The 12,946-nt window shown below is 67.7% G+C and carries 8 protein-coding genes and 1 pseudogene; 3 read left to right on the plus strand and 6 right to left on the minus strand.

Annotation, left to right across the window (positions count from 1 at the left end; translation table 11 throughout):
* The first annotated feature begins 5 nt into the window (after positions 1–5).
* The gene (locus G3W89_RS11340; protein ID WP_162574182.1) at positions 6–2,087 is read left to right on the plus strand and encodes a peptidase domain-containing ABC transporter; all 2,082 of its coding nucleotides are present in this window, start codon (positions 6–8) and stop codon (positions 2,085–2,087) included.
* A gap of 50 nt (positions 2,088–2,137) precedes the next feature.
* On the opposite strand, the gene G3W89_RS11345 is transcribed toward G3W89_RS11340, so the two are convergent.
* Together G3W89_RS11345 and G3W89_RS11350 are read right to left on the minus strand one after the other, a co-directional pair.
* Positions 2,138–3,961, minus strand: a complete 1,824-nt coding sequence (locus G3W89_RS11345) for an acyclic terpene utilization AtuA family protein (RefSeq protein ID WP_162574183.1) — start codon at positions 3,959–3,961, stop codon at positions 2,138–2,140.
* 35 nt (positions 3,962–3,996) lie between these two features.
* Positions 3,997–4,146: pseudogene (locus G3W89_RS11350) on the minus strand (SDR family NAD(P)-dependent oxidoreductase); the annotation flags it as partial.
* A 194-nt stretch (positions 4,147–4,340) separates the two neighbouring features.
* Between G3W89_RS11350 and G3W89_RS11355 the strand changes: the two are divergent.
* Positions 4,341–5,525 carry an acetyl-CoA C-acyltransferase gene (locus tag G3W89_RS11355; RefSeq protein ID WP_162574184.1) on the plus strand — a complete coding sequence of 395 codons (1,185 nt, stop codon included), beginning with the start codon at positions 4,341–4,343 and terminating at the stop codon, positions 5,523–5,525.
* 79 nt (positions 5,526–5,604) lie between these two features.
* Here the strand turns inward: G3W89_RS11355 and G3W89_RS11360 are convergent, their stop codons facing one another.
* The gene (locus tag G3W89_RS11360; RefSeq protein ID WP_162574185.1) at positions 5,605–6,810 is read right to left on the minus strand and encodes an acyl-CoA dehydrogenase family protein; all 1,206 of its coding nucleotides are present in this window, start codon (positions 6,808–6,810) and stop codon (positions 5,605–5,607) included.
* A gap of 30 nt (positions 6,811–6,840) precedes the next feature.
* Positions 6,841–7,881: a phosphotransferase gene (locus G3W89_RS11365; protein ID WP_232076459.1), complete on the minus strand. Its 1,041-nt coding sequence runs from the start codon at positions 7,879–7,881 to the stop codon at positions 6,841–6,843.
* Between the two features lie 137 nt (positions 7,882–8,018).
* On the opposite strand from G3W89_RS11365, the gene G3W89_RS11370 reads away from it, so the two are divergent.
* Positions 8,019–10,133: a 3-hydroxyacyl-CoA dehydrogenase NAD-binding domain-containing protein gene (locus G3W89_RS11370; RefSeq protein WP_162574187.1), complete on the plus strand. Its 2,115-nt coding sequence runs from the start codon at positions 8,019–8,021 to the stop codon at positions 10,131–10,133.
* A 25-nt stretch (positions 10,134–10,158) separates the two neighbouring features.
* On the opposite strand, the gene G3W89_RS11375 is transcribed toward G3W89_RS11370, so the two are convergent.
* Positions 10,159–10,950, minus strand: a complete 792-nt coding sequence (locus G3W89_RS11375) for an enoyl-CoA hydratase/isomerase family protein (protein ID WP_162574188.1) — start codon at positions 10,948–10,950, stop codon at positions 10,159–10,161.
* The gene (locus tag G3W89_RS11380) at positions 10,940–12,934 is read right to left on the minus strand and encodes an acetyl/propionyl/methylcrotonyl-CoA carboxylase subunit alpha (protein ID WP_162574189.1); all 1,995 of its coding nucleotides are present in this window, start codon (positions 12,932–12,934) and stop codon (positions 10,940–10,942) included. The genes G3W89_RS11375 and G3W89_RS11380 overlap by 11 nt, the downstream gene beginning before the upstream one ends.
* Positions 12,935–12,946 lie beyond the last annotated feature (12 nt).

The following is a 12,946-nucleotide window of genomic DNA, read 5'->3' on the forward strand; positions in this document are numbered from 1 at the left end:
CGCCGATGCTCGAAGGTCTCCAGTTCGGCTTCGGGCGGAAGCTTCGCCTGATTCTCCAGACCGAGGCCGCCGAGTGCGGCTTGGCATCGCTCGCGATGGTGGCGGGCTACCACGGCTATGACACCGATCTGCAGAGCTTGCGCGCGAGGTACGCCGTCTCTCTCAAGGGCGCGACGCTGGCTCAGCTGATGAAGATCGCCCACGCGCTGGGATTCCAAACGCGACCCTTGCGGCTCGGGCTGGAAGATCTGGACAAGCTGGCGACACCTTGCATCCTGCACTGGGACCTCAAGCATTTCGTCGTGCTCCAGCGTGTGCGCCGCGAGTCCATTGACATCCTCGACCCTGCGCATGGTTCGCGAACCCTGAAGCACGACGAGGCGGGGCGCTCGTTCACGGGCGTCGCGTTGGAGATGGCTCCGGGCCTCTCGTTCAAGCCACGGAAGGATCGACGGCAACTGCGGCTCGGGGCGCTTCTGGCGAAGGCGCGGGGTCTGCGTCGTTCGCTGGTGCAGGTATTCGCTCTCGCGGCGGCGCTGGAAGTGTTCGGCCTGGTGCTGCCCTTTTTCTCGCAGTGGGTGATCGACGATGTTCTGGTCTCCGGCGATGCGGATCTGCTCGCGGTGCTGATCGCGGGCCTGGTGCTCGTGGGCAGTTTCCAGGTTGCGGCCGGCTGGGTACGCGCCCGGGTTCTGCTGCACCTGACCACCACCTTGAATCTGCAATGGACGAGCGGCAGTTTCGCGCATCTGCTGCGCTTGCCCATGGCCTGGTACGAGAAGCGGCATCTCGGCGATGTCGTCTCGCGCTTCGGGAGCATCAACGCGCTGCAGCAAGCGCTGACCGGCGGCATGATGGGGATCGTCGTCGACGGCATCATGGCCACGATCACCTTGATCGTCATGGTGTTCTACAGCCTGCAGCTGGCGGCGGTCGCCGGCAGCGTGGTCCTGCTCTACACCCTGATTCGCGTCCTGCGCTACGGCGCGCTGCGCAGTGCCAGCGGGGAGCAGATCGTGCGCTCGGCGAAGCAGCAGAGCCACTTCATGGAGAGCGTGCGCGGCATCCAGGTGCTCAAGCTATTCAACCGCGAGGAAGACCGGCAGCGCCGGTACATGAACCTCGCGGTCGCGAGCACGAACGCCGGCTTGGCGGTGCAGCGGCAAATGATGTTCTTCAGTTCGCTCAACGCCATGCTGATGGTGCTGGAGAACGCCGCCGTGTTGTATCTCGGCGCACGGCTCGTCCTGGGTGGCCAACTGTCGGTTGGCATGCTGATCGCGTTCCTGGGCTACAGGACCCAGTTCGTCAGTCGGGCGTCGGCCTTGGTCGACCAGCTCCTGTCGTTCAAGATGCTGGGCTTGCAAACCGAGCGGCTCGCCGACATCGTGCTCGCCGAGCCGGAAGCGGTGCGCGACGCGGCCCTTCATCGTTCGCAGGAAGGCGTTGCCGCTTCCATCGAACTGCGCAATGTCAGTTTTCGGTACGCACCGGACGATCCATGGATCCTGAAGGATGTGAGCTTGAAGATCGAACCCGGCGAATCGGTGGCGATCGCAGGACCTTCGGGCTGCGGGAAGACGACCTTGCTCAAGGTCATGCTGGGGCAACTGGAGCCGCAGGAGGGCAGCGTCAGCGTGGGCGGAGTCCCTCTGCGGCAGCTGGGCCTGCAGCACTACCGTGAGCAGATCGGCGTGGTCATGCAGGACGATCGCCTGTTCGCCGGCTCGATCGCCGAGAACATCTGCCTGTTCGATGCCCAACCCGATCACGCCCGCATCGAAGAGGCCGCGCGGCACGCGTCCGTGCATGAGGAGATTGCCCGCATGCCGATGGGCTACAGCACGCTCGTGGGAGACATGGGTGCCGCCCTCTCGGGCGGCCAGCGTCAGCGGGTCGTGCTGGCGCGGGCGCTGTACAAGCGCCCGCGTATTCTTTTCCTGGACGAAGCGACGAGCCATCTGGACACGGCGACCGAAAGCGTCGTCAACAGCGCCGTGCAGCAGCTCGACATCACATGCATCGTGATTGCCCATCGCCCGCAGACCCTGGAAGCCATGGGACGCGTGATTCATCTGCTCCATTGAATGGCCGAAGCGAGCGGTCGTCGTTCACGGGGGACAGACGCCCCCGGGCCTCAGGCCTGCTGGCCCTGCCAATAGGGCTCGGTCGAGATTGCCGCGGCGAGCGTGGAGGGCACGCGGATCGGCATGTCCAGCAGGATCTGCGCGTTGCCCTTGCCGAGTGGGTCGAACCGGGCCGATGCCGGTCCGCCTCCGGCAAGCGCATCGTGCAGCAGCAGATTGAGGGATGCCGTGCCAGGCAAATAGAAACGCTCGACGCGTCCCTTGACCATGTGCGCGAAGTACGCGTGGACGGCTTCGGGCGTCAGCCGTGCCCAAAGCAGCGGCAACCATTCAGGTCGGCGCGCGATGACACCGATGTTGGAGATGTTGCCCTTGTCACCGCTTCGCGCCCAGGCGAGTTGGATCAACGGGACTTCCAGCAGCGGTTCCCCTGGCGGGTCGGTCCATGCAGCGGGCGCGTACAAGTCGGATGCGGCCTTGGCAGCGCCTGCACCGCCGTTCACCTGCACCGGCGTGGTTTCGCCCGCGATGCGCACGTACGCCGGCGCGCGGCTCTTGTCGAGCAGAAAGGAGAACGGCTTGATGAGGGGTGAGGGCGATGGTCGCCCCCCGGCAGGCATCGTCGTACCAGGGGACCACGAGGTGCCCGAGGGCGCGATCTCTCGCGCGAAGATTTCCAGCGCCTTCTTCTGTGCATGGTCCGCTACGACTCGCACCATCACCTCTCTCGATGCCTGCGTGCGCGAGTTGGCGCCATACAGCGACTCGCATCCGAAGAGCTCGACCTGCACGTTCGTGAAGTCCTGCAGGCCGGCGTCGTCCAGGATCTCTCGCGTGCGTTCGACAATCGCCTCGCCCGTGCGCCGCGCCTTGGCCGCGGCATCGATGCCGACGATCACCATCATGCCCGCGCAGCGCCAGCCGTCGAGCTGGGTCGCCGACACCTTGTAGGAGCCGGTGGGCGGCCGGCCGACAGCGCCGCTGACGCGCACGCGCTCGGCCGAGACCTGCTCCACCCGCACCTGACGGAAGTCGCAGCTCACGTCGGGCAGCAGGTAGGCGCCCGGGTCGCCAATCTCGTAGAGCATCTGTTCGACAACGCAGGCGCGCTCGATGAGTCCGCCCGTGCCGGGCGCCTTCGTCAGCTCGAAGCTTCCGTCCGCCCGGCATTCGATGATGGGGTAGCCGATATGCGCCCAGTCGGGAACGCGCTGCCAGTCCGTGAAGAGGCCTCCCGTGGCCTGACACCCGCATTCGATGATGTGGCCGGCCAAGCTCCCGCCGGCAAGCTTGTCGTGGTCTTCGGGTGTCCAGCCCAGCTCGTGGATCAGCGCGCCCAGGGTCACGGCACTGTCGACGCCGCGGCCGGTGATCACGATGTCCGCGCCAGCCGCCAGGGCACTCGCCACGGGAAACGCGCCCAGGTACGCATTGGCGCTGAGCACCTGCGAAGGCAGGGCCTCGCCCGTGAACATGTCCTGCGCACCTTCTGCTCGCAATGTGGCCATGAGCCCGCTGACATCGTCGCCTTCCACGACCGCGATGCGCGGCGAGAGGTTCATGGAAGACGCGAGTGCCTGCAATGCATCGGCACAGCCCTGCGGGTTGATGCCGCCCGCATTGGCAACCACCTTGATGCCGCGCTTCATCACCTCGGGCAACACCTGGCGCATGGCGACGTCCACGAAGTCGGTCGCGTAACCCATCTCAGGCTTTTTGGTGCGCACCGCAGCGAGGATCGCCATGGTGGTTTCAGCCAGGTAGTCGAACACCAGGTAATCGATCATTCCGGAGGCCACCAGTTGAGGTGCGCCCACCGTGCTGTCGCCCCAGAAGCCGGAAGCCCCGCCGATCCGCACGATCTTGTCCGTCATGTTCATGCCTCCACGAAGTAGTCCAGATCCGGAGTGATCGTGCCCGGAGGGCGCGGGTCGGGCTCGGCCGTCTTGGCCGCTATGACCACGCGCGCGCCATCGCGTGCGGCCCGCAGCGCGATGGCCTTGCCGATGCCGCGGCTCGCGCCGGTGATGAAGAGTGTCTTGTCGTGGAGTGTGTTCATGGTGCAGGCGTCAAGCGGGCAATGATCCGATTGGCCAATGCGCCGGTCTTGCGCCGAATGGCTACGGCATCTTCCCGCAGGCAAGGCCGTGGGTCTTGCACAAGGTGGGCGGGCGCGCGGCCAGTCCGCGCAAGACCTACGGCCTCCTTCCGCCATAACCTGTGAACCCTGCCCACCCCCGACCGGAGCCCATCTTGAGAGAAGCCGTCATCGTTTCCACCGCGCGCACGCCCATTGGACGTGCGTTCCGCGGATCGCTCAACAACATCAAATCGCCCACCCTGCTGGGACACGCGCTGGCTCACGCCGTGGAGCGCGCGCGCGTCGATCCGGGCGAAATTGAAGACGTGGTCGTCGGCTCGGTGCTCGGCGCAGGTACGGCGGGCATGAACCTCGCGCGCAATGCGCTGATCGCCGCTGGACTGCCCGTGTCGGTGGCAGGACAGACCCTCGATCGCCAGTGCGCCTCGGGCCTGATGGCCATCGCCACCGCCGCCAAGCAGATCATGGTGGATGGCATGGACGTCGTCGTCGCGGCCGGCCACGAGAACATCAGCGCCGTGCAGACGCCCTACATGAAATGGGTGGCGCAGGAAGCCGATCCCAACGTCACTGCCAAGGCGCCGCACGCCTACATGCCGATGCTGCAGACGGCCGAGTTTGTCGCGCGCAAGTACGGCATCGGCCGCGATGCGCAGGACGCCTACGCGTTGGAATCGCAGCGCCGCATTGCCGCCGCGCAGGAGTCGGGTCGACTGGACGCGGAGATCGTGCCGATCACGGCAACGATGGCCGTGACGGACAAGGCAACGCAACAGGTGTCGTACAAGGAAGTCACGCTCTCGCGCGACGAGGGCAACCGGCCCGACACCACGCTCCAGGGCTTGTCCAGCCTCAAGCCGGTCATCGAAGGCGGCGTGGTCACGGCGGGCAACTCCAGCCAGCTCTCCGACGGCGCCTCCGCATGTGTGCTGATGGACCGCGCGCTGGCCGAAAAGCGCGGGTTGCAGCCGCTCGGTATCTATCGCGGCATGGCAGTGGCGGGTTGCCCGCCCGAGGAGATGGGCATCGGCCCCATCTACGCCATCCCGAAGCTGCTCCAGCGCCATGGCTTGAGCGTGAAGGACATCGGCTTGTGGGAGCTGAACGAGGCCTTTGCCTGCCAGGTTCTCTATTGCCGCGACCACCTCGGCATCGATCCGTCGATCTACAACGTGGACGGAGGCGGCATCTCCATCGGACACCCCTACGGCATGACCGGCGCCCGCCTCGTGGGTCACGCCCTGCTGGAAGGCAAGCGGCGGGGAGTGCGCCACGTGGTCGTCACGATGTGCGTCGGCGGCGGCATGGGCGCGGCGGGATTGTTCGAGGTCGCCTGAACGCAGAGAGGGTCACGCGACCCCTCTCGCCGCACCGGCTCCGTCGTCCATGGCAGTCGCGCGATGCCGCAGACGCGTCTTAGCGGTACTTCTGCAGCTCCAGTTTTCCGATCTGGTTGCGGTGCACTTCGTCCGGGCCATCGGCCAGCCGCAGCACCCGCGACATCGCGTAGCCGCGCGCCAGGATGAAGTCGTTGCTGGTGCCGCCGCCGCCGTGCGCCTGGATCGCCCAGTCGATCACCTGGGATGCCATGCCGGGCACTGCCACCTTGATCATGGCGATGTCGGCCTTCGCCACCTTGTTGCCCACCGTGTCCATGCGGTGCGCGGCGTTGAGGGTCAACAGCCGTGACTGCTCGATCATGATGCGCGCCTGGGCGATGCGCTCCACGGTCACGCCCTGTTGCGCCACCGGCTTGCCGAAGGCCACGCGGGCCAGCGAACGCCGGCACATGTCTTCGAGGGCGCGCTCGGCCAGGCCGATCTGCCGCATGCAGTGGTGGATGCGGCCCGGCCCGAGGCGGCCCTGCGCGATCTCGAAGCCCCGGCCTTCGCCCAGCAGCATGTTGGAGGCCGGCACGCGCACGTTCTCGAAGAGCACTTCCGACGCACGGTCAGGCACGCCGTAGTAGCCGAACACCGGCAGCGGCCGCAGCACTTTCACGCCCGGGGTCTTCATCGGCACCAGGATCATCGACTGCTGCTTGTGGCGGTCCGCATTGTCCGGGTCCGTCTTGCCCATGAAGATGGCGATCTCGCAGCGCGGGTCGGTGGCATTGGTGGTGTACCACTTGTGCCCGTTGATCACGTACTCGTCGCCCTGGCGCACGATGGATGATTCGATGTTGGTCGCGTCGCTCGAAGCCACTGCCGGCTCGGTCATGGCGAAGCAGGAGCGGATCTCGCCGGCGAGCAGCGGCTCGAGCCACCGTTCCTGGTGTTCGGGCGTGCCGTAGCGCGCCAGCACTTCCATGTTGCCTGTGTCGGGCGCGGAGCAGTTGAACACCTCGGGCGCAAGGAACGAACGGCCCATGATCTCGCACAGCGGCGCGTATTCGAGGTTCGTGAGGCCGGCGCCATGTTCCGATTCCGGAAGGAACAGGTTCCACAAGCCTGCCGCACGGGCTTTTGGCTTGAGTTCCTCGATGACGGGGTACACCTTCCAGGGCCCGAGCGCTTCGGCTTGCTCGTAAAGACGCTGTTCGTTGGGGTAGATGTGCTCGTCCATGAAGGCCGCGAGGCGGCGCTGCAGGTCCTGCACCTTGGGAGTCGGTTCGAAGGGCACGATGAGTTCCTTGGGTGTTGGAGGGGAGGGTCAGGTGGCGCCGAGTTGCCGCACGGCGAGCTGCCATGCAAACGCGGCGATCGGTCCGGCCTTCGCGCCGGTCTCGCGCGCATTGCCGGCGGCCGCGGTGCCGTCCTCGGCGCGGCGGGCGATGCCTTGCAGGATCGCGGCCAGGCGGAACATGTTGTAGACGAGGTAGAAGGTCCAGGTGGACTCCTCGACGGGCGCGTGCCCCGTGCGGCGGCACCACGCGGCCAGGTAGTCGCGCTCGGACGGTATGCCCAGGGCCGCGAAGTTCTCGCCGGCCATGCCGCGGAACTGCTGCGCCGTCAGGTGCCAGGGCAGCATGTGGTAGCCGAGGTCGGCCAGCGGGTCGCCCAGCGTGGAGAGTTCCCAGTCGAGCAGCGCGAGCACGCGCGGCTCTGTCGGATGAAAGATCATGTTGTCCAGCCGCAGGTCGCCGTGCACGATGCCGTGCCCCTGCGCCGCAGGGATGTGCCCTGGCAGCCACGCGATGAGCTTGTGCATCTCGAGGATCGGCCGTGTCTCGGAGGCCTGGTATTGGCGCGACCAGCGCGTGATTTGCCGTTCCAGGAACTGTCCCTCTCGCCCGTAGCCCTGCAGGCCCACGGAATCGGGCCGCACCGAATGCAGCGCAGCGACCACGCGGTTCACGTCCTCGTAGAGCTCCGTGCGTTCCGCGTTCGTGAGCTCCGGCAGCGCCGGGTCCCAGAAGATGCGGCCCTGCACGAATTCCATCACGTAGAACATCGTGCCGATCACGCCCGGGTCGTCGCACAGGCAGATAGGCCGGGCAACGGGCACCGAGGTTCCGTGCAGTGCCCGGATCACCCGGTACTCGCGGTCCACCGCGTGCGCTGACGGCAGCAGTTCGCCTGCCGGCTTCTTGCGCAGCACCCACTGTCCGCGCCCGTCGGTCAGCAAGAAGGTGGGATTCGACTGGCCCCCCGCAAATGCGCGAGCGCTGAGCTGCGGGCCGAGATCAGGGATGTGGGCCGCGAGGTAGTGCCTGAGGGCCGCGAGGTCGAACGGCGAGTCGCCCTTGTTCATCAGCGGCATTCTGCGCAGTGGAGGGCGCGCGCGGCTTGCGCCGACTGGCTAAGCACGGCCGAGCGCGCGACCAATTGCCGCAAGACCGGCACGCCGCCGCGGCGCTACCCTGCGCGCACCTTCACCCGCCAGACATCATGACCACCTCACCCGTGACACTGCACGAACAGGACGCCGTCGGCGTGCTGCGCATCCAGAACCCGCCCGTGAATGCACTGTCGCCCGCCGTCGTGCAGGGCCTGATCGCCGGACTCGAGGCCTTCAGCGGCAAGTCGCACCTGAAGGCGCTCGTGCTCCACTGTGAAGGGCGCACCTTCGTGGCCGGCGGTGACATCGCCGCTTTCGAAGACAAGGATTTCAGCGCCGCCCCGTTGAACCGTTTCCTCGCCGAACTCGAAGCGCAGCAGCGGCCGGTGGTCGCGGCGCTGCACGGCACCGTGCTTGGCGGCGGACTCGAACTCGCGATGGCCTGCCACTGGCGCATCGCTGCGCCCGAGACGCGATTCGGCCAGCCTGAAGTGAACATCGGGCTGCTGCCGGGATCGCTGGGCACGCAGCGGCTGCCGCGGCTGGCCGGCGTCGAAAAGGCACTGGAGCTCATCACCACGGGACGAATGATCGACCTGAATGAAGCCCGTGCCGCGGGCATCGTCGACGAGCTCAGTGCGCTGCCGCTGCTCCAGGCAGCCATTGCACGCGCCCTGGACCTTGCCGGCCAGCCGCAGAAGATCCGCCGCGCGAGCACCCTGCCGGTTTCATCCACACCGGCTGCGTTGGACGCACTCGCCAAGGCGCGGGAACAGGCCCAGCGCAAGCCCCAGTACCCTGCGCTGGCGGGCATCGTCAAGGCGATCGAAGCCGCAGCGACGCTGCCTTTCACCGAGGGCGAAAAGGTCGAGGCGCGTGAGTTCGAAGCCTGCGTCCGCTCGCCGCAGTCCCGCGCGATGCGTCATCTGTTCTTCGCCGAACGGCAGGCCGCGAAGATTCCCGGCCTCGCCGCGGACACGCCGCTGCGCGACGTCAAGTCGGTCGGCGTGGTGGGCGCCGGCACGATGGGCGGAGGCATCGCCATGACGTTCGCGAACGCGGGCTACGCGGTCACGCTCGTCGAGGCGACACAAGAGGCGCTGGACCGCGGGTTCGGCATCATCCGCGGCAACTACGAGGCGAGCGCCGCCAAGGGAAAGCTCACCGCGGAGCAGGTGGCCCAGCGTCTCGCCGCCATCCGACCCACCTTGCGGTACGAGGACCTGGCGGGTTGCGACTTGGTGATCGAGGCCGTGTTCGAAGACATGGCGCTGAAGCAGAGCATCGCCGCGCGGCTTGGCGCCGTGTGCAGGCCGGGCGCCATCATCGCCACCAACACCTCGACGCTCGACGTCGACCAGATCGCCAGGGCCACTGGCCGTCCGGCCGACGTGGTCGGCATGCACTTCTTCAGCCCCGCCCACGTGATGCGCTTGCTGGAGGTGGTGCGCGGCGCGGCGACCTCGCCGGATGTGCTGGGCACGGTGATGAAGCTGGCCAACCGCATCCGCAAAGTCGCGGTGGTGTCGGGCGTTTGCTACGGCTTCATCGGCAACCGCATGGCCGAGGTGTACATGCGCGAGGCCGAGTTCCTGCTGATGGAAGGCGCGACCCCGGCGCAGGTGGATGGCGCCGTGGAAGCGCTGGGCTTCGCGATGGGTCCGTGCCGCATGCTGGACATGGCGGGTGTCGACGTGGGCGCGAAGACGGTCATCGAGCTGGGCAAGTCCGGCGGCCTGCCCCAGGACCCGAGCTACCGGGCCATGGTGCAGAAGCTCTTCGCCCTCGGCCGCTTCGGCCAGAAGACAGGCGCGGGCTACTACCGCTACGAAGGCCGCAAACCCGTGGAGAACACCGAGACCCTGGAACTCGCCGAGGCGCTCGCGCGCGAGCATGGCATCGCGCGACGCAGCGACATCGCGCCGCAAGAGATCGTCGAGCGCCTTGTCTACAGCATGGTGAACGAGGGCGCGCGCATCCTGGAGGAGGGCATTGCCTACCGTGGCAGCGACATCGACGTCATCTGGACCGCGGGCTATGGATTCCCCGACCATCGTGGCGGCCCGATGCACATGGCCGATACCGTGGGATTGGGTACCGTCGTGGCGCGGCTGGATCATTACGCCGAGACGCGCGGAAACGAGCACGGCTACTGGACCGTGAGCCCGCTGCTGCGCCAACTCGCGCAGAAAGGCAAGCCGATCTCGGCATCGGCCCCTGCGTGACCGGGAGTCCTGGACGGGCCCGCGATCAGCGGCCTGTCCACACCGGCTTGCGCTTCTCGTTGAAGGCTGCCATGCCCTCGCGCGCATCCTCCGTCATCGGCATGATGGCGATCTGGCTCTCCGTGTAGGCCAGTGCCTGGTCGAAGGACATCGCCGAGATGGCACGCATCGCATACTTGCCGCGGCGAATCGCGGTGGGGGATTTGTCCACGAGGCGATCCACCAGCCACTGCGTCCTGGCGTCGAGCTCGGCTGCCGGTACAACGTGGTTGACGAGGCCCACGCGGTGCGCTTCCTGGGCGGGGAAGGGCTCGCCCGTCAGCGCCCATTCGCGCACGATGCGCCGCGGCACCAGGTCCTGCAGCAGGCTGAGCACCTGCATCGGGAACAGGCCCAGCTTGACTTCGGGCAGGCCGAACAGCGCGTGGTCGGCCGCGACGGCGAAGTCCCCCATGCACAGCAGTCCCATGCCGCCGGCCATGCAGGTGCCGTTGACCCGCACCACGATGGGCAGCGTTGCGGCCTGTGCTTCGCGCAGCAGGTCGGCGTAGTCCACGCTCGGTCGCGAAAAGTCGAACGCGAAGCCCTTGCCGGGCTGCAGGTCACCGCCAGCGCAGAAGGCTTTCTCGCCCGCGCCCGTGAGAACGACGGCGCGAACGTCGGCGTTGGCATGCGCCTGGCGCAAGCCTTCGCGGATGCCTGCGATCACGCCGGCGTGGATCGCGTTGCGCTTGTCGGGTCGGTTGATGGTGATCCAGAAGGTGTTGCCGCGCAGCGCATGGAGCACCTCGGCGTTCGTCCTTGGCTCATCGCTCATTCGGCAACTCCTTGCGCGGTTCCGGCTGGACCTCGACGACCACGCGGCGAGCTTCGACCTGCTCACCGGCGCCGACCAGCACGGCGGTGACCACGCCGTGGACGGACGAACTGTGGACATGTTCCATCTTCATGGCTTCCAGCGTCAACAGCGGCTGGCCCGGCGCGACCTTGTCGCCGACCGCTGCGAAGATGGCCACCACGCGGCCGTTCATCGACGCACGCACGCGGCCATCGCCGCCGCCTTCTTCCGCGCGGGCCGTGGCAGCGCGCGTGCGGTCCTCCAGCACGTGCGGGCGGCCCGCCTGGCGCAGCCACAGGCTGCTGCCGTCGCGGTCGAACGCCACGGTGTCCATCACGCCATCGAGAATGAAGCGCGCCTCCTGCTCGCCCTGCGACACCGACTGCAGCACGTGCTCCCGCCCTCCTGCCGTCACGCGGAAGGTGTGCGGCTGCGTCTGCGACACGCTCACGACCTGTTCGACGCCGTCGAGCGAGAAGCGCATGCCCAGCGGAAGGCTGTGCGCCAGGCTGCGGCCGCCCGTAGCGTGCCGGCCCAGTCCGGCTGTCTCGTGCAGCAGCCACGCACCGATCAGCGCGGCGCGGGCATTGGCTTCGTCGTCCGCACCGATGAGGTCGGCTTCGTTTTGCGCGATGAAGGCCGTGGTGGCAGCGCCGTCGGCGAACACGCGATGGGCCAGGCAGCGCGCCAGGAACTCCTGGTTGGTGCGCACGCCGAGGGCGACGGTGTCCTCGACACCGCGCAGCAGTCGGCGCCGCGCCTCGTCGCGCGTGGCGCCATGCGCGATCAGCTTGGCAATCATCGAATCGTAGAAAGGCGGAATCGACGCGCCGGATCGCAGCCCGTGTTCCACGCGCAGCCCCTTCGGGACTTGCCAGCGGCGCAGGGTGCCGCTTTGCGGCATGAAGCCCGCGGGCACGTCTTCCGCGCACAGGCGCACCTCGATCGCGTGGCCCGAGAAGGTGATGGCGTCCTGCGCAAGCGGCAGGGCCTCGCCCGCAGCCACGCGCAGCTGCCACTCCACCAGGTCCAGCCCGGTGATCGCCTCGGTCACGGGGTGCTCCACCTGCAGCCGGGTGTTCATCTCCATGAAGTAGTAGTGGCCCTCGCGGTCGAGCAGGAACTCCAGCGTGCCCGCGCCTTCGTAGCCGATCGCCTTGACGGCCGCCACGGCCGTGGCGCCCATGCGCGCGCGCAGCTCGGCGTTCACCGCCGGCGAAGGCGCTTCCTCGATCACCTTCTGGTGGCGCCGCTGCACCGAGCAGTCGCGCTCGCCCAGGTGCACCGCGTTGCCGAAGCGGTCGGCGAACACCTGGATCTCGATGTGGCGCGGCTCGATGATGGCGCGCTCCAGGATCACGGTCGCATCGCCGAAGGCGTTCTTCGCCTCCGACTGGGCACTGCGCAGCAGGTCCTTGAACTCTCCCGCGGACTTCACCAGCCGCATGCCACGCCCGCCGCCGCCGGCCGTGGCCTTGATCATCACGGGGTAGCCGATGCGCGCGGCCTCCTCCGACAGGCGCTGCTCGCCCTGGTCGTCGCCCTGGTAGCCGGGGATGCAGGGCACGCCCGCTTCGATCATCAGGCGCTTGGCACCGGCCTTGTCGCCCATTGCGCGGATCGCCTCGGGCGATGGGCCGATGAACACGAGGCCGGCTTCGCGGCACGCAGCGGCGAAGTCCTCGTTCTCGGCCAGGAAGCCGTAGCCGGGGTGGATCGCGTCCGCGCCGCTGGCGCGGGCCGCGTCGATGATGGCCGGAATGCGCAGGTACGACTGCGCGGGCAGCGGCTCGCCGATGCACACGGCCTGGTCGGCGGCGGCCACGTGGGCGGCCTGTGCGTCGGCCGTCGAATAGACGGCCACCGTGCGGTAGCCGAGCAGGCGGGCGCTGCGCATGACACGCAGGGCAATCTCGCCGCGGTTGGCGATCAGCACCTTGTCGAAGGGCGTGGGATTTTTCATGGCAGAGCCTGG

The organism is Variovorax sp. PBL-H6 (genome assembly GCF_901827155.1).
GTDB lineage: Bacteria > Pseudomonadota > Gammaproteobacteria > Burkholderiales > Burkholderiaceae_C > Variovorax.

What these genes read in the sequence shown, in the direction of transcription:
- G3W89_RS11340 (WP_162574182.1), top strand. Translation starts at nt 6, where the DNA reads ATGCTCGAAGGTCTCCAGTTCGGCTTCGGGCGGAAGCTTCGCCTGATT.
- G3W89_RS11365 (WP_232076459.1), bottom strand. Translation starts at nt 7,881, where the DNA reads ATGAACAAGGGCGACTCGCCGTTCGACCTCGCGGCCCTCAGGCACTAC.
- G3W89_RS11380 (WP_162574189.1), bottom strand. Translation starts at nt 12,934, where the DNA reads ATGAAAAATCCCACGCCCTTCGACAAGGTGCTGATCGCCAACCGCGGC.
- G3W89_RS11375 (WP_162574188.1), bottom strand. Translation starts at nt 10,950, where the DNA reads ATGAGCGATGAGCCAAGGACGAACGCCGAGGTGCTCCATGCGCTGCGC.
- G3W89_RS11345 (WP_162574183.1), bottom strand. Translation starts at nt 3,961, where the DNA reads ATGACGGACAAGATCGTGCGGATCGGCGGGGCTTCCGGCTTCTGGGGC.
- G3W89_RS11370 (WP_162574187.1), top strand. Translation starts at nt 8,019, where the DNA reads ATGACCACCTCACCCGTGACACTGCACGAACAGGACGCCGTCGGCGTG.